The organism is Sporomusa acidovorans (assembly GCF_900101845.1).
Taxonomy (GTDB): Bacteria; Bacillota; Negativicutes; order Sporomusales; family Sporomusaceae; genus Sporomusa; species Sporomusa acidovorans.
On record NZ_FNAM01000031.1, the window covers coordinates 19,342 to 35,402 of the forward strand.

Sequence of the window (16,061 nt, forward strand, 5' to 3'; positions counted from 1 at the left end):
TCTATAAAATAAATGTACGACATGTTATAATACAAATGTATCTTGTTACCATAATATTAGAAGGAGTGGACATGAACAGACGATGAAAAACAAAATAATTTTAATTATGGTACTGCTTGTAACTTTAGTCGTTGCAGCAGGTTGCGGTGGTGGTTCGGAACTTAAACGCCAGCCAGGTCTGTCTCCGGAAGAAGTAGTACATAGCTTCTTCGACGCGGCAAAGGGAAATCGAATGAATGAAGCAGCGCTTTATGTTTCGGAAACATCTAAGGGTGATATGAAGACAGTTTTAAAATATGTCACAGGGCAGAGTACTGCTACGATAAAAAATGCTAACCTTCTCTCAGTCAGACAGGTAGCCCAACAAGGTAACTATGCCGCAGCTGTTGCCACTTTGCAGCAGGAGCAAAATTCTCTTGGTATTGTATTCAAACCGGTTGGTCTCGAAAAAGTAGATGGTGAATGGTATATTGTTGATTATGATCAGGTGTTCCGTGATGCAAAGTATCAGGTTTTGGCTCAACTGCTAAAAAGTATTTAGCTGCTGATTCGTTAACTGAGAAGACCGTACAGACAACTATTTGAGTTATCTACGAATATTACACTAAATGTTTGATGGCTTAAACCAAATTTTATCTTGGTTTTAAGCCTTTTTTATTTACTACAACATTTCAAAGCTAATGACAGCAAATCGCAAGAACTGGCTGGTTGTTAAAATAGATTTTTTTGCTCCGGTTATACTATATAGTTGTTGTTTATTTAAGAGAATACGAAACAGGTATTGACGGCAGCTTAGTTTAGTTCTATTATATATACTATACGGGGGTATAGTAACAGGAGGAATTGCATGTTAAATGAACGTGAAAAAATCGATATAAAAAAAAGATTACGGCGGACCGGCGGGCAGATCAGCGGCATAGAAAAAATGGTTGAGGAAGGCCGGTACTGTGTTGATATTTTGCAGCAAATCATGGCTGCGCGGGCTGCCCTTAATCAGGTTGCACTAATTATAATTGAAAGCCATACAAAAAGCTGCGTAGTTAATGCCATAAAAGAAAACCGTACGGAAGAGGCTGTCGATGAATTAATGGGTGTTTTATCTAAATTCAGCAAATAGGACGATAGAAAAAAGGTAAAGGAGTGGCAGGATATGGGCGAAGTCAATAAAACGTTTCAGGAAACAATTCTTTTAAAAATAAACGGGATGACTTGTGCCGCCTGTGCCAGTAGGATAGAACGGGTACTATCCAAGCTGCCGGGAGTGGACAAGGCAACCGTTAATCTTGCTACGGAAAAGGCTTCCGTCACGTATGACCGTGCTCAGCTTGGCCTTAACGAGCTAGCCGGCAAAATTGAAAATTTAGGTTATCAGGTGATTAAGGATAAAGTGGATTTAAAAATTACCGGCATGACCTGTGCCGCGTGTTCGGGCCGTATCGAACGGGTATTAAACAAACTGCCGGGGGTGGCAAGCGCCGTTGTCAACCTGGCTGTCGAGAAAGCTTCGGTTGAGTATTATGCAGGGGCAATAGAACTGAAGGACATTAAAAATAGAATTGAGAATATTGGTTTTGGTGTTCTGGATTTAACAGATAAAGCTGAAGTAGACCAGGAAAAACAGGCACGCGAAGCCGAAGTAACCAGACAACGCTTGCGGTTAGGCATTGCTGCCGCATTTTCTTTGCCGCTGTTGCTGGCGATGGTTTTGCATATGCTGGGAATTATGGGTACGGTTAGTGACCTGTTGATGAACCCTTATGTTCAATTAGGATTGGCTACTCCGGTTCAGTTTATCGCCGGCTGGCAGTTTTACAGAGGGGCATATTTAACACTTAAAAACGGCAGTGCCAACATGGATGTACTGGTCGCACTCGGCACGTCTTCGGCATATTTTTACAGTATTGCCAATGTCATTCGCCGGTCGCCGGATTTATATTTTGAGACCTCTGCAATCCTAATTACGTTAATTATTCTGGGCAAGCTGCTGGAGGCTACGGCCAAAGGACGAACCTCTGAGGCGATAAAAGCGCTTATGGGGCTGCAGGCTAAGACAGCCAGGGTTTTGCGTAACGGCCAGGAAGTTGACATTGCCGTTGAATCTGTGCTGGTGGGAGATGTCGTAGTAGTGCGGCCTGGTGAAAAAATTCCTGTTGACGGAGTAATTGTTGACGGGACATCAACCGTGGATGAGTCTATGCTTACCGGTGAGAGCCTGCCCGTTGACAAAAAAGTGGGAGACCAGGTGGTTGGCGCCACAATTAATAAGCTAGGTACATTTAAATTTGAAGCTGCCAAAGTTGGCAAAGACACGGCATTGGCGCAAATTGTGCGTATTGTCGAAGAAGCGCAGGGATCGAAAGCGCCGATCCAGCGTTTTGCCGATGTAGTTTCGGGTTACTTTGTACCAACTGTTGTGGGGCTTTCGGTAATAACCTTTGGCCTGTGGTATTTCCTTTTGGATACGGGAAATTTTTCACGGGCATTGATTAACTTTACAGCCGTATTGGTTATTGCCTGCCCCTGTGCGCTCGGACTGGCAACGCCTACTTCCATAATGGTGGGCACAGGTAAAGGCGCGGAACATGGCATTTTGATAAAAGGGGCTGAGCACTTAGAAAATGCACATAAACTGACAGCCATTGTTTTAGATAAAACAGGCACAATTACCAAGGGGCAGCCGGAAGTTACCGATGTGATACCGCTTGGCGATTTGCCGGCAGCGGAATTGCTGCGCTTGGCAGTCAGTGCCGAAAAGAACTCCGAACATCCCTTGGCGCAGGCAATTGTTGATTACGGTAAATTACAAGGTGTGCAACCGCAAGATCCGGAGTCTTTTACCGCTATCCCGGGGCAGGGGGTGAAAGTCGCTTTCGCAGGAAAAACCGTCCTAGTCGGCACTCGCAAGCTTATGCAAGAAAATAATATTGAGTTTACCGGTCTTGTGGCACAAATCGAGCAAATGGAACTTCAGGGAAAGACCGTTATGCTTTTGGCGGTAGCAAACAAACTAGGAGGCTTATTTGCCGTAGCGGACACGGTAAAGGAACATTCGGCGCAGGCTGTAGCAGAACTACAAGCTATGGGAATTGAAGTATGGATGATTACTGGTGATAACAGCCGCACCGCACAGGCAATTGCCCGAACTGTCGGGATAACGAATGTGATGGCAGAGGTCCTCCCGGAAAACAAAGCGGAAAAAGTAGAATATCTTAAGAGTGAGGGTAAGATTGTCGCAATGGTTGGCGATGGCATTAATGATGCCCCGGCACTCGCTACCGCGGATGTGGGGTTTGCGATTGGCACAGGTACTGACGTTGCGATGGAAGCGGCAGATATTACTTTAATGCGGGGGGATCTGACCGGCATCGTGGCTGCCATCCGTTTGAGTAAGGCAACTATGCGTAATATTAAGCAGAATTTATTCTGGGCACTCATCTATAATTCAGTAGGAATACCTATTGCGGCTGCGGGCTATTTGTCACCCGTATTAGCTGGTGCAGCTATGGCTTTCAGTTCAGTATCGGTAGTTACAAATGCACTGAGGTTAAAGCGGTTTAATCCATATTGAACGGGGAGGTGAATAAGCTGAAGGATAAAATTAGAAAAATTGTTGTTTTTTAAGAAATTAATAGCAAATAATAAAAACTAAAAGGAGTTGTTCGTATGAGTCAGGCAACGGAGACAATATTAAAAATTGAGGGTATGTCCTGCGGGCATTGCAAGATGAGTGTTGAGAAGGCTCTCCAGGCTGTTGCCGGTGTTGTCAGCGCCAGCGTCGACCTAGATAAAAAGCAAGCCGTTGTAGTTGGTAATGCCAAACGGGAGGCACTTGCAAAAGCGGTGGAAGACGTCGGTTTTGATGTTGTAGACTAGAGAATTGAGTTTATCCGGCACATTTATCGTTATGTGAACGGATTCCATATATTAGCCATGGGGGATGTGACGGTAACCAATAAATTAATTGCCTTTACCAAGGAATTGTTAAGTAAGCAGTAGAAAAATACGTGGCCCGTGGACTTAAAACATTGTGTATTGACAAATATACATAGGCTGTGCTTAAATATAACTATATACTGTACATATTTAATAAGTAAACTGATGATAGGGAAATTAAATCAGTTACGCACTCACAGAGAGCCGGGGATGCTGGGAACCTGGCAGAAATGCGGACTGAACAAATGGACCCTTGAGGGTGGGGTGAAAAGCCTTGCGGCTAAGTAGCTTTGGACGTGTGCTCACGTTATCGAGCCAAGAATGTGATGGCATTCTTATGAGGAGGTCAAACTATCGTTTGATAACCAAGGTGGTACCGCAGGTTGACATCTGTCCTTGTAATTGGACAGATGTTTTTTTATTGCCAAAAAAGATGGGGGAGAACACATGAAGACTAAACTGCTTATGGGAAATGAAGCAATCGCACTTGGTGCCATCCGGGCGGGTGTTAATGTTGTCTGCGGATATCCGGGGACACCTTCAACCGAAGTATTGGAGACTGTGGCCAAGCATCGCGGCGGCGATATTTATGTTGAATGGTCGGTCAACGAAAAAGTTGCCTTGGAGGTTGCCGCCGGGGCGGCTTATACGGGCGCCAGGGCGTTAGTAACAATGAAGCAGGTAGGCCTTAATGTTGCCAGTGACCCGTTAATGAGTTTGGCCTATATTGGCGTGCAGGGCGGTATGGTGGTTTTAGTAGCGGATGATCCCGGTCCTATATCTTCACAAACCGAACAAGATACCAGACATTTCGCCCAATATGCGCATTTGCCGATTTTTGATCCGGCTACGCCGGAAGAAGCTTATACCATGATGGGTGAGGCCTTTGCATTGTCGGAAAAATACAATACACCTGTGCTGTTTAGACCGACTACTCAGGTATGCCATGCATGCGCCAGTGTTGAGATAGATGATGAGCGTTATATTAATAAAATAGATGGTTTTATAAAAGATCCGAAATGGGTAATATTCCCGAGATTATCCTATCAGAATCATATTAAACTGGCTGCCAATGAAGCGAGAATCAGCCAGGATTTCTCTGCTTTTCCCTATAATCAGATAAGCGGTCAGGGAAATTTAGGCATTATTGGCTGTGGAGTTTCTTTTACCTATGTGACGGAAGCCATGTTAAGCGTCACTGTTCCGGTTAAGATACTTAAACTGGCAACTCCCCATCCTTTTCCTGAAGAATTGGTGACTGAGTTTTTGCAGGGACTGGAAGAAGTCCTGGTGGTTGAGGAATTAGATCCGGTAGTTGAGGAAAATTTGCTGCGATTATGCGGTAATTTAGGAATAACTTTACGTGTTAAAGGTAAGTTGACCAAGAATTTGCCGGTAGCCGGTAAATACAGTTATGAAATTGTCGCCGCTGCCATTCGCGTTTTTGTTGGACAGGAGCAGATCTCGCCAGCGGCGACAACTGAATTGCCGCCATTGCCGGTACGGCCACCTGTGCTCTGTGCCGGCTGTCCACATCGTGCTTCTTTCTACAGTGTAAAGCAGGCAATGAAAAAATCTGGGCACAAGGCGGTATTTACCGGCGATATCGGCTGCTATACCCTGGGAAATGCTCAGCCGCTTGATATGGTAGATACTTGTTTGTGTATGGGGGCCGGCATTACAATCGCCCAGGGACTGCAACTGGCTGAACCTGACAGAAAGCAAATTGCATTTATTGGGGACTCCACCTTTTTTCACACCGGTATTGCCGGCATTATCAACGCTGTTTATAACGAAACTGATATTACAGTTATTATTTTGGATAATAGTACAACAGCCATGACCGGCCATCAGCCTCATCCCGGCACCGGCAAAACGATGATGGGGACTATTTCGGAAAAAATCAGCATCGAAAATGTGTTAAAAGGTTGTGGTGTAAAATTTGTAGCAAAAGCAAATCCATTAAACCTATTTAAGGCGGTTGAAACAGTAAACGCTGCAGTAAATCATCAGGGTGTATCGGCCGTCATTTTTGAATCACCCTGTATTGCAATGATTAAACCGGCTGCTGTCCAGCAAGTAAAGGATACTTGTATTGGCTGCAGGAAATGCATCAAAGAGATTGGCTGTCCGGCAATGAGTATAGTAACGGACAAAGTGGCAATTAATCCGCATTTTTGTTATGGCTGTAGGCTTTGCAGTCAGGTTTGTCCGGTTCAGGCGATAGGAGGGGTAGAGTAATGAGAATGGATTGTTTATTGGCCGGTGTTGGCGGACAAGGAACAGTACTTGCGTCAAAGATAATTGCCCAAACAGCTATTGGCAATCATTGTTTTGCCCGAACTTCGGAGACCATTGGCATGGCACAGCGGGGCGGGTGTGTAGTCAGCCATGTGCGGCTTGGCGATAAAAACTGTTCGCCGGCTATCCCGGCCGGAAAGGCCGATTTAATAATAGGTTTTGAACCGGCTGAAGCTGTTAGAAATCTTGCTTTTTTAAAACCGGGGGGCCGCTTGTTGATTAATACCCAGCCAATTATTCCGGTGACTTCCTCGTTGGGGGGAACGAGCTATCAGGTAAACGACATTCTCCAATATCTAGAGAGCTCCGGGCGCCAGGTCGTGTTTATAGACGGGCAGAAACTTTGCGCTCAAGCCGGCAATGGGAGAGTGTTAAATGTGGTTATGTTAGGAGTTGCCATCAAGCAAGGATTTTTACCCTTTTCACGGGATGCGGTGCTAAAAACGATGAACGATAACTTGCCGAAAAAATTTATGGAATTAAACAGCAGGGCATTAGAAATCGGTTATAACTTTCAACAATATAGGGAATAGGGAGAGACTACAAGATGAAAGCAGAACAGTTTACTAAATTAAAGGCATTGCTAGCGCGCGTCGAGCAGCATAGTCCATTCTATCAAAATAAATTTAAAGCTGCCGGTTTGGCTGTAGAGGCGATTACTACTCCGGCAGATATTGTCCATATTCCGTTTACTACCAAGGAAGAATTGCGTGAGGCTTATCCGCTCAATATTCAAGCCGTACCTGATGAAGAGATTGTTAGAATACATTCATCATCAGGTACAACCGGGAAGCCGATTATTATTCCCTATACGGCACGCGATGTTGCCGATTGGGCTGAAATGATGCGGCGCTGCATGGCGGTAGCAGAATTAACGGCAAAAGACAGGGTACAAATAACACCCGGTTATGGTTTGTGGACGGCCGGTATCGGCTTCCAGGCCGGGGTGGAAAGATTAGGCGCCATGGCTATCCCGATGGGACCGGGAAATACCGAGAAACAACTGCAGATGATGATGGATTTGGAATCAACAGTGATTACCGCAACTTCCTCGTATGCGCTGTTATTAGCGGAAGAAATTCGTAAGCGCGGTTTGAAAGATAGAATTAAACTAAGAAAAGCAATTCTTGGTTCTGAGCGTTGGGGAGATAAGATGCGTACCCGGATTCGTGAGGAACTGGGAGTTGAATTATATGATATATATGGCCTTACTGAAATATATGGTCCGGGAATTTCCATAAGCTGCAAAAGAGGTAACGGCCTTCACTATTGGGATGACTATTTGTTATTTGAGATTATTAACCCCAAAACCGGACAGCCTGTCGCAGACGGGGAATTTGGGGAGCTGGTAATTACCACGTTGACAAAAGAAGGCGCTCCCCTGATTAGATACAGGACCAGGGATATAACAAGGATGCTGCCGGAGGAGTGTCCTTGTGGTATGGCGCATCCGCGACATGACCTGATTTTAGGGAGAACGGACGATATGGTAAAGGTCAAAGGGGTAAATATCTATCCCGGTCAGGTGGAAGATGTGCTAAAGCATATCGAAGGTATCAGCAGTGAATATCAGATTGTCTTAGACCGTGAGGAAGGCAAGGATACTATGCTGTTACGGTTTGAGCAGCAAGCCGGTTTTGATGGCGCACATTTGGAAAGAAACGTGAAAAAATATTTTAAAACCAAAGTGGGGATATCCATCGATACGCAAGCGCTTGCTATCGGACAACTGCCGCGTAGTGAGAAGAAAACCAACCGCGTAATGGATCACCGTTACTAAAGTATTTTCTAACTTTCCATAGTGAATCTGCAGCCATAGACGGCACTAAGCGGCTACCATATAGAGAAAGAAGCGTATTTTGCAAGACAAAACACGCTTCTTTTGCATTTAACCAGAAGGTAGGGAACGGTGGGCAAGGCCGACGGCCACTTCATTAAGATTTAGTACTCCTACTCCAAAGTAAACCGCTACACAAAGATGCTCGCCATAGCGGGCAATGCCAATTTTCCCACCCACGTTAAGGCCAACGGCCTTGGCCGAAATTTGTTCCAAGGCAGCCCGTACGGCACCGGCAACAGCACCCTCGCCAATATGGTTGGCAGGCACTAAGTTTTGACGTTGGGCAGCTACAACGGCACGTTCGATAATTTTTTTCACAGAGGGAACAAATTCGCCGCCAAAATCTACGGCTACTGCCTGCATATTCTGTTTGGCCAGCAATTGGCGGGTTGCCTGTTCATCCTGCCGGGTATTGCTGATAGCCATTCGCAGGGCGGCACGACCAACATCTATACTGGTTACATCATCATTCATTTAGACGCTCCTGTTATTCATATGTAGTTTTTACGATAAATTTCCAGGTGATTCTAACCTTTCTTAATTTAATAGCATGCAATAAAGATTTTATACACATTACCATGGTAAAGCAATTAGAGAAAAAATGTCAAGTGTCAACTTGCCAAGCAATTGTAAAATATTGCAATTTTAGCAGGATATTAGCATAATCTGTTGAAATAATAGATTCAAAAGGTTAAGGATGAGGTATGGTGTATGGGAATTCAGCAGAGAAAGTTCATTATTATGATTTTGCTGGCATGTGGGATACTGGCCTATAGTTTTCATAGCTTCTGGCAAAACGATTCCACTGAGCAGGAATTGCCAACAGTAGCGCCTGCTTCGGAAAATTCGCCATCTGCCAACAATGGTCCGGACGGAGAGTTTGTTGTCTATGTCTGCGGCGCAGTGAATAAACCGGGTGTATACAAGCTTCCACAACGCAGCCGGGTGGTTGATGCGGTTACACTAGCGGGCGGTTTTGCACCAGGGGCAGATGCCGCCAAAATAAACCTGGCTTTACGTATAAAGGATGAAATGCAAATCAATGTACCTAATACACCCACTCCTGCTATAAATGGCAACCCTAACCTGGGTGGAGCGGCTGGCAGTAGTGCGGTCGGCAATAATAGCGACAAAATTAATATCAATACTGCTACGGCAGCCGAACTCGATAAGCTGCCAGGCATTGGTCCGGCATTAGCTGAACGGATTGCTCAATATCGTACCGCTAATGGTCTCTTTAGCGATGTTGCGGACATAAAAAAGGTACCGGGAATCGGTGAAGCCAAATATAATCAGTTTAAAGATAAGATATCGCTATAGTTATGGCTCTTAACCATATCGTATTAGCTGCCTGTGCTGCCTTTGCGGCAGGCATTTGGCTGGCTGAGTTAACCAGTTGGCATCTTCCTCTTCTTATTATATTGGTTATTTTATTATTGATAACAGCAGCGCGGCGAATTGCCGGTAATTCTGAGCAAAGTTTCTGGTCAATAACCGGCTTGTTTTTTATGGCCGGAATGCTTTGTTATTATCAGGCTGTTACTATCCGGTCTGATGATATTAGTCAGTACGCAGACAAGACGGCTGTTGTTGAAGGCACGATTGATAATGTTCCGGAGGTAATTCAGCTAGATGAACAAAAAAAGCTTGTGCGCTATATTCTTAAAGCCGAAAAGGTAAAAAGCGAAAAAGCAGAGCAGACAGTAATGGTTTCTGGGAAGCTTCGCGTCACTATTCAATATAAACGCGCAAAGGCGAATCCGGCAGCTTTGGGCGATAAAGTTGCTGTCAATGGAAAAGTGCTGAATTTGCACCGCTATAATAATCCGGGGCAGATTGATCTGACTGCTGCTCCTAAAAGGCAGGGTATTACCGCCCGGATGAACGGACAGGAAGAGTCTGTGCGCTTGCTTGCCACTAGCCCAAATTATTCATGGCAGGCGGCGCTTGCCAAGTGGCGGGATGGAATGATTACCGGTCTTAAGAAAGTAATGCCGGCAAATGATGCCGCTATTTTGACAGCGGTGCTGTTTGGCGGCTACCGGGGAATTGATAAAAGCGTAATTACTGATTTTACCGCGACAGGCTTAATTCATATATTATCGGTATCAGGTGCGCATATCGCGCTTGTAGCCGGCATGATCAGATGGTTTGGCAAACGCTTGCGTTGGGGGCCTGTGCTTACGCTAAGCCTTGCGGCTTTGGTCATTATCTTATACGCTTGCATGAGCGGGCTAACGCCGCCTGTTATCCGTTCTGCACTGATGGGTTTAATCAGCCTGTTGGCCGTACTGCTTGAAAGGGATAATTATACTCCGGTTGCTTTGGCGGGAACAGCCTTAGGCATGCTTATTTATCAACCGTTACTATTGTTTGATATCAGCTTCCAATTATCTTTTGGCGCTACGGCCGGACTTGTTTTTTTATATCAACGGACAACCGGTTATCTGTCGCAATGGCCTTCCTGGCTGGCAGGACCCTGTGCTGTGACACTTGCTGCTCAGCTTGGTGTAATGCCTGTGATTGCCTGGTATTTTAATAACTTTTCGCTGATTTCCTTTGTTGCCAATATTGTTGTTTTACCTGTTGCTGAGTGGGTGATTATTCTTGGTTTGGCGGGGGTTATAATCTATACTGTAGTTCCGGTGGTTGGCAGTATAGTTTTTGTGTTTTGCAGTCTGTTAATAGGGTTTGTGATGATGCTGACCTCGTTATTGGCCGCAGTTCCCTACAGTTCGGTCTATATCCCATCGGTCGGCATTGCCGGCAGTGCTATTTATTACTCACTGCTAGCCTGGATGTACGGCTGGCGTCCGTTTCATCTGCCTGGACCCGGCAAAATGATTAAAGAATGGCCATACGCTACAGCTTTTACTGTAATGTTGTTAATTTGTGTTATAATTGTATACAACTGTTATCCCAAACCGTTGACAGTACACTTTATTGATGTAGGTCAGGGGGATGCCATTTTAATTGTTACTCCGCACGGCAGGACAGCGCTGGTCGACACCGGCGGGACTATGGGCGATACGGATTTTGATATCGGGGAAAGGGTGGTTGTTCCTTATCTTAAACATTATGGTGTAACTGGACTTGATTATCTGATTTTGACTCATGGTCATCAGGATCACGCCGGTGGGGCGGCCGGCATAGCCGGCAGTATTCGCGTTGCTGCGGTATTGTTGCCACAGGAAGAGCACTCACAGGCTGTACAGGCTTTGCTTCATACCAAACCGGCCGTTGCTGTTATTCCTACTTATACCGGTCAGAAAATCCGGCTGGATGGGGTAATCATTCGTATTGATCAGGCTGTAGGCGAACATACGGAAAATGGTCATGCGCCGCGTGGCAATGAAGTTTCCAGTGTCATTAGAGTTAGTTATGGCGAGCATAGTTTTTTACTTACCGGTGATTTAGAGGCCCAGGGAGAGGCGGCACTGCTGGCGAAAAACGTCGCGCCCTGCACCGTATTAAAGGTAGGGCACCATGGGTCGAGAACATCGACTACCGAACCCTTTCTGCAGGCGGTTACCCCCGAGTTTGCCGTTATTTCTGCCGGTTATGGCAACCGCTTCGGCCATCCGCATTCTGAAACCATCCAACGGCTTGCCGCTAGGAAAATTGAAATCTATCGCACAGATAGACAGGGGGCCATAGTTTTTTGTTCTGACGGAAAAACTATGACGGTTGATACCTATATAAAATAAATAAAATGTGGTGAAATATGGATTACAAAGCAGTACTTGCTGCTATTAAGCAGCATAAAATAGCTTCATTATATCTTTTATACGGCGAGGAAGCTTATCATCTTCGACAGGTAGAACAAGCTCTTATCAATAGCATTGTTTTACCGGAAGACAGGGATATGAATCTTATTGTATTTGAGTCAGACCCTAAGATTGAGGAGCTTATTAATACCATTGAGACGATGCCGTTCTTAGGCGGTAAAAACTTGATTATTGTGCATAATACAGGGTTATTCAGTTCGGGACGCAAAGCAAGCGGCGGAGAGGTTCAGGATAAAACCGATGCTGTTACGGAACGTTTGATTGCCGTGTTTAGCCAGATGCCCAATTATAGCCATGCTGTTTTTATTACACCGGATAAACCGGATAAGCGGCGCAAATTATTCAAAGTGCTGGAAAAAAACGGCGTGATTCTTGAGGCGGCACCGTTGAGAGGAAAAGAATTGCGGGGTTGGCTGGCAGAACAGCTTACCGAACGTAAAATAAAAATGGCGCCGGATGCACAAGAACATTTGCTGGCGGCCGTAAGCATGATGCCACAGGTTTCGCTTGATTTTATAAGCAACGAGTTAGAAAAAGTGCTTTTATATGCGGCAGATAAAAAAGTTGTTACGCGGCAGGATTTGCTGCAGATATTATCGGCTGTTCCAGAGGTGTCAATATTTGCCATGGTGGAAGCTTTAAGCGGGCGGCAAACTGCCCAGGCACTTGCGTTGCTGCGGGAACAGTTATCAACAGGGGAACATCCTATAAGAATATTGGCTCTTTTAGCCCGGCAGGTCAGGCAACTATGGCAGGCTAAAGAACTTGTCAATAAAGGGCATGGAAGCCGGGAAGTGGCTGAATACTTCAAAGTGCCGGGTTTTATTGGTGAAAAACTGGTAAAACAGAGCCGCAATTTCAGCAACGCTAAACTTAAAGCAGCTATGCTGGGCCTAGCTGCTGCCGACAGGGATTTGAAAGCAAGCCGCAGCGGGGCGGTAGTATTGGAAAAGATCATTATAGAATTGTGCGAATAAAAGTAAAACCCTGTTCACTGCTGTAGTGAACAGGGTTACTTCTTATTTTTAAGCTTGTTGTGCGGTATTAGCTTTATGAGCTAAACGAGACTTTTTACGGGCAGCGGCATTTTTATGAATAACGCCCTTGGCGGCTGCTTTGTCAATAATGCTTGCGGCATTAATCAGGAGGTTCTTGGCCTCATCTGCTTTACCGGCATGTACAGCTTCCTCCACCTTACGAGTAGAAGTCTTAATAGCTGATCTTACCGAATAATTGCGGGCACGCCGTTCAGCGTCAGTTTTTACGCTACGCTCAGATGATTTAATATTTGGCAAGTAATTCACCTCCTTATGTATATATTACTGAACTATTCTAGCATGTGCAGCAGGAAAAAGCAAGCAAAAATACCATAATTGCATCGTATAGGCAGCTTTTTTTTCGGATAAGATAAATTAAGTCAGATTGGTATCAATAGAAGGAGAGAATTTTATGGAGCATAACTATCATACAGTACGGACCGATTTAGCTTTGGAAGCACGTGAAGTGTTGACAAGACAAGTGCATGAAGATATTCCCGGTGTCTTGGTTGAAACTAGTGAAGATGATGATGTCATTATAACCCGTGTAAATGTCACAACACCGGAAGCGGAAAAAATGATGGGTAAAATGCAGGGCAAGTACATAACCATTGAGGCCCCAGGCTTGCGGTATAAGAATACACCATTGCAGCAAAAAGTCATGAATTTTTTAGCCAACGAATTGGTTGAAATGGTTAAATTGCCACGGGATGCGACTGTTTTGGTTGTCGGGCTTGGCAACTGGAATGTTACGCCCGATGCCTTAGGGCCACGGGCAGCACAAAAAATTGTAGTAACCCGCCACTTGCAGGAAATGCTGTCACCTGAACTGAAAGGGGGAGTACGTTCCGTATGTGCGATTACTCCTGGAGTTTTGGGAATAACGGGGATGGAAACAGGCGAAATTATCCAGGGAATTGTAAGTAAAATCAGTCCCAATCTAGTGCTGGCGATTGATGCCTTGGCGGCAGCGTCAAGCCAACGCGTTATTACGACAGTTCAATTGGCTAATACCGGTATTCATCCGGGATCCGGCGTGGGAAATAAGCGCTTTGGCCTTACGCAGGCATCGTTGGGAGTGCCTGTTGTCGCAATCGGCGTGCCAACCGTTGTTCACGCTTCAACAATCGCGATGGATACCATTAACACTTTGCAAGAACATGCCGCCTTTGCCAGGTATTTTAAAAGCATGTCAAGTTTGTCGGACCAGGACCGTCATACTATTGTCCGGCAGGTTTTACCAGAGATGCTTGGAGATCTTATGGTAACTCCTAAGGAGGTCGACAGGCTTATTGAAGACATCGCTGCCGTTGTAGCCGGAGGTATCAATCAAGCGATGCATCCCAATATTGATTACGAAAATATTCATATGTATTTACATTAACATAGCTAGTCCGAGAATAATTGTAATATCGTTTTGCCGCCGGGCATATAGATTGTATGTAAACAAATTTATAACACGGCAGTTTGGCGGAGGCGGCAATGTTAACAAGAAAAGAACGCAAACGAAGCAATCCATCAAAAAAAAGAGTTTGGTTTAATTGTTTAAGATTTTATAAGTTTTCCAGATATTTCAAAATTCTATTCGTCAGTTTTATGATTATTGTGGCCAGCGGATTGGTATTTGGAACATATTGGAATGTAACAACAACCGCCATACCGGTAAGTGGATCAGCCTATTACGGCTATCACTTTCCCTCTTTGTGGCCTAAAGGAAAAGATGTACTGTTCTTGGGTATTCCAGGACTGTCTGAGGTAACACGGCCGCAAAATGCGGTAAAAATTACACCCCAATTATCTGCCGGCAATATTGGTCATCGCCTGATGCGACTATTAGCAGGTGTTGATTTTAGCAATTTGCGTTCTCTATTCTCTCAGGAAATTCCCTATATACTAGCTTTTAATAAGCCGGGTACACCGATTGTCAGTGCCGCGACATTGCCTAATTTTCCACAATTCGATCATCAAACTACGGCTAGTAGTGATAAGGTGTTAGTGGGAATTTATCATACCCATACCGCAGAGTCATTTATTCCTAATTCGGGGGTAGCACACCGTCCGGGTGGTCAACTCGGGGATATCGTAGAAGTAGGGGCGGCCTTGGCCAACTGTTTGGAAAAGGCCGGCGTTAAAACGATTCACAGTGTAGCGATTCATGATTATCCAAGTTTTATGAAAGCGTATGGACCTTCGGAGGTTACGGCACAAAAGATGGTGACTGAAAATCCGTCGCTGCAAATGCTTTTCGATATTCACCGGGATGCTGACAAACGGGAAAATGTGACGGCTGTTATTAATGGTGTGCAGGCTGCAAAAATAACCATTGTTGTAGCTACAGGACAGCAGGATTTACCTCAGCCGCATTGGCAGCAAAACCATGCTTTTGCTAAATTAATTGAAGCTAAACTCAATGAAAAATACCCGGGCCTGTGCCGTGGTATTCATCTTGAAGAATGGAGGTACAATCAACACCTCCATCCGCGGGCCCTGTTACTTGAGGTAGGATCTCAGGAAAGTAGTAAAGAAGAAGCAATGAAAAGCATGGAGATGCTGGGGGATATATTAATCGAAATACTTGCTGAAAGCCGGCAGTAGTTGCAGTAAGGAGGATTGCATGTTCCAGCGGGTGACGGCGAAGGAGCTAAAGTTGATTATCCGTGGTGTGCTTGTATTGCTGACAATCGTTGCATTAGGTGTGGGCGTGGCCGAGCATCAATTAACAGCACTGACTCAACGGCCTGTGCAAGAACGTTTTTTTTATATTGGACGCAATGACGACCATATCTATTCGGCTTACGCTTTTGGGTATGGTTTAACTTTTGGCAGCATGTATCCTATTGGCACGCTTTCGCTGACACAACGCAGCGTTATCGTAACGATTGCCGACCATACCATTACTGTTCCCACTAAAATTGAAATAGACGGTGCGAAAGTCTGGTATTGGTTTGCTGTTTGGAAACAGCAGTTTGTTACCGAAGCAATTACGGCCAAGAAAACAGCCGCCGAATATTGGCGGCAAGTTAAACCCGCTGTTGAGGATACTTTTAGAATTCTGGGAATGAAAACCCAACAAGCTAAACAACAGCTGGAGGAGTATATGCGCGAATATAGGTAAAACTTGCAGTTATTGGGTGGCTGATGGTATAATTAAGTCTACATTTA

At 45.1% G+C, this 16,061-nt stretch carries 15 protein-coding genes; 13 read left to right on the plus strand and 2 right to left on the minus strand.

Annotation, left to right across the window (positions count from 1 at the left end):
* Window positions 1-82 precede the first annotated feature (82 nt).
* The 7 genes from BLR65_RS18935 to BLR65_RS18965 all read left to right on the plus strand — a co-directional run bounded on the left by BLR65_RS18935 (window position 83) and on the right by BLR65_RS18965 (window position 8,014).
* On the plus strand, window positions 83-541 hold the full coding sequence (locus BLR65_RS18935; RefSeq protein ID WP_093795739.1) for a hypothetical protein: 459 nt from the start codon (window positions 83-85) through the stop codon (window positions 539-541).
* A 306-nt stretch (window positions 542-847) separates the two neighbouring features.
* Window positions 848-1,117 carry a metal-sensitive transcriptional regulator gene (locus BLR65_RS18940; RefSeq protein ID WP_093795740.1) on the plus strand — a complete coding sequence of 90 codons (270 nt, stop codon included), beginning with the start codon at window positions 848-850 and terminating at the stop codon, window positions 1,115-1,117.
* 33 nt (window positions 1,118-1,150) lie between these two features.
* Window positions 1,151-3,568, plus strand: coding sequence for a heavy metal translocating P-type ATPase (locus tag BLR65_RS18945; protein ID WP_093795741.1), 2,418 nt, complete (start codon window positions 1,151-1,153; stop codon window positions 3,566-3,568).
* 95 nt (window positions 3,569-3,663) lie between these two features.
* Window positions 3,664-3,873 (plus strand): CopZ family metallochaperone, encoded by a 210-nt coding sequence (locus BLR65_RS18950; RefSeq protein WP_093795742.1) that lies wholly within the window; start codon window positions 3,664-3,666, stop codon window positions 3,871-3,873.
* A gap of 507 nt (window positions 3,874-4,380) precedes the next feature.
* Window positions 4,381-6,174 carry an indolepyruvate ferredoxin oxidoreductase subunit alpha gene (gene iorA, locus BLR65_RS18955; protein WP_093795743.1) on the plus strand — a complete coding sequence of 598 codons (1,794 nt, stop codon included), beginning with the start codon at window positions 4,381-4,383 and terminating at the stop codon, window positions 6,172-6,174.
* Window positions 6,174-6,767: an indolepyruvate oxidoreductase subunit beta gene (locus BLR65_RS18960; RefSeq protein WP_093795744.1), complete on the plus strand. Its 594-nt coding sequence runs from the start codon at window positions 6,174-6,176 to the stop codon at window positions 6,765-6,767. The genes iorA and BLR65_RS18960 overlap by 1 nt, the downstream gene beginning before the upstream one ends.
* Window positions 6,768-6,781: 14 nt before the next feature.
* Complete coding sequence (locus BLR65_RS18965; RefSeq protein ID WP_093795745.1) at window positions 6,782-8,014, plus strand: phenylacetate--CoA ligase family protein; 1,233 nt, start codon at window positions 6,782-6,784, stop codon at window positions 8,012-8,014.
* 108 nt (window positions 8,015-8,122) lie between these two features.
* Here BLR65_RS18965 and BLR65_RS18970 read toward each other — a convergent pair whose 3' ends face one another.
* Window positions 8,123-8,548, minus strand: coding sequence for a HutP family protein (locus BLR65_RS18970; protein WP_093795746.1), 426 nt, complete (start codon window positions 8,546-8,548; stop codon window positions 8,123-8,125).
* Between the two features lie 237 nt (window positions 8,549-8,785).
* Between BLR65_RS18970 and BLR65_RS18975 the strand changes: the two genes are divergently transcribed.
* Genes BLR65_RS18975 through holA form a run of 3 tightly spaced genes read left to right on the plus strand, consistent with a single transcriptional unit; the run spans window position 8,786 to window position 12,839 of the window.
* Window positions 8,786-9,394, plus strand: coding sequence for a ComEA family DNA-binding protein (locus BLR65_RS18975; protein WP_093795747.1), 609 nt, complete (start codon window positions 8,786-8,788; stop codon window positions 9,392-9,394).
* Window positions 9,395-9,396: 2 nt separating this feature from the next.
* Complete coding sequence (locus tag BLR65_RS18980; protein ID WP_093795748.1) at window positions 9,397-11,781, plus strand: DNA internalization-related competence protein ComEC/Rec2; 2,385 nt, start codon at window positions 9,397-9,399, stop codon at window positions 11,779-11,781.
* A gap of 17 nt (window positions 11,782-11,798) precedes the next feature.
* On the plus strand, window positions 11,799-12,839 hold the full coding sequence (gene holA, locus BLR65_RS18985; protein WP_093795749.1) for a DNA polymerase III subunit delta: 1,041 nt from the start codon (window positions 11,799-11,801) through the stop codon (window positions 12,837-12,839).
* Between the two features lie 48 nt (window positions 12,840-12,887).
* Here the strand turns inward: holA and rpsT are convergent, their stop codons facing one another.
* On the minus strand, window positions 12,888-13,157 hold the full coding sequence (gene rpsT, locus BLR65_RS18990) for a 30S ribosomal protein S20 (protein ID WP_093795750.1): 270 nt from the start codon (window positions 13,155-13,157) through the stop codon (window positions 12,888-12,890).
* A 154-nt stretch (window positions 13,158-13,311) separates the two neighbouring features.
* On the opposite strand from rpsT, the gene gpr reads away from it, so the two are divergent.
* The 3 genes from gpr (at window position 13,312) to BLR65_RS19005 (ending at window position 16,014) form a co-directional block, all read left to right on the plus strand.
* Window positions 13,312-14,283 (plus strand): GPR endopeptidase, encoded by a 972-nt coding sequence (gene gpr, locus BLR65_RS18995; protein WP_093795751.1) that lies wholly within the window; start codon window positions 13,312-13,314, stop codon window positions 14,281-14,283.
* A 212-nt stretch (window positions 14,284-14,495) separates the two neighbouring features.
* The gene (spoIIP, locus tag BLR65_RS19000) at window positions 14,496-15,494 is read left to right on the plus strand and encodes a stage II sporulation protein P (protein ID WP_093795784.1); all 999 of its coding nucleotides are present in this window, start codon (window positions 14,496-14,498) and stop codon (window positions 15,492-15,494) included.
* Window positions 15,495-15,513: 19 nt separating this feature from the next.
* On the plus strand, window positions 15,514-16,014 hold the full coding sequence (locus BLR65_RS19005; protein WP_093795752.1) for a hypothetical protein: 501 nt from the start codon (window positions 15,514-15,516) through the stop codon (window positions 16,012-16,014).
* Window positions 16,015-16,061 lie beyond the last annotated feature (47 nt).

Coding starts and splice junctions, on each gene's coding strand:
- BLR65_RS18940 (WP_093795740.1), top strand. CDS start 848: ATGTTAAATGAACGTGAAAAAATCGATATAAAAAAAAGATTACGGCGG.
- BLR65_RS18965 (WP_093795745.1), top strand. CDS start 6,782: ATGAAAGCAGAACAGTTTACTAAATTAAAGGCATTGCTAGCGCGCGTC.
- BLR65_RS18980 (WP_093795748.1), top strand. CDS start 9,397: ATGGCTCTTAACCATATCGTATTAGCTGCCTGTGCTGCCTTTGCGGCA.
- iorA (WP_093795743.1), top strand. CDS start 4,381: ATGAAGACTAAACTGCTTATGGGAAATGAAGCAATCGCACTTGGTGCC.
- spoIIP (WP_093795784.1), top strand. CDS start 14,496: ATGATTATTGTGGCCAGCGGATTGGTATTTGGAACATATTGGAATGTA.
- holA (WP_093795749.1), top strand. CDS start 11,799: ATGGATTACAAAGCAGTACTTGCTGCTATTAAGCAGCATAAAATAGCT.
- BLR65_RS18935 (WP_093795739.1), top strand. CDS start 83: ATGAAAAACAAAATAATTTTAATTATGGTACTGCTTGTAACTTTAGTC.
- BLR65_RS18970 (WP_093795746.1), bottom strand. CDS start 8,548: ATGAATGATGATGTAACCAGTATAGATGTTGGTCGTGCCGCCCTGCGA.
- BLR65_RS19005 (WP_093795752.1), top strand. CDS start 15,514: ATGTTCCAGCGGGTGACGGCGAAGGAGCTAAAGTTGATTATCCGTGGT.
- BLR65_RS18975 (WP_093795747.1), top strand. CDS start 8,786: ATGGGAATTCAGCAGAGAAAGTTCATTATTATGATTTTGCTGGCATGT.
- BLR65_RS18945 (WP_093795741.1), top strand. CDS start 1,151: ATGGGCGAAGTCAATAAAACGTTTCAGGAAACAATTCTTTTAAAAATA.
- BLR65_RS18960 (WP_093795744.1), top strand. CDS start 6,174: ATGAGAATGGATTGTTTATTGGCCGGTGTTGGCGGACAAGGAACAGTA.
- gpr (WP_093795751.1), top strand. CDS start 13,312: ATGGAGCATAACTATCATACAGTACGGACCGATTTAGCTTTGGAAGCA.
- BLR65_RS18950 (WP_093795742.1), top strand. CDS start 3,664: ATGAGTCAGGCAACGGAGACAATATTAAAAATTGAGGGTATGTCCTGC.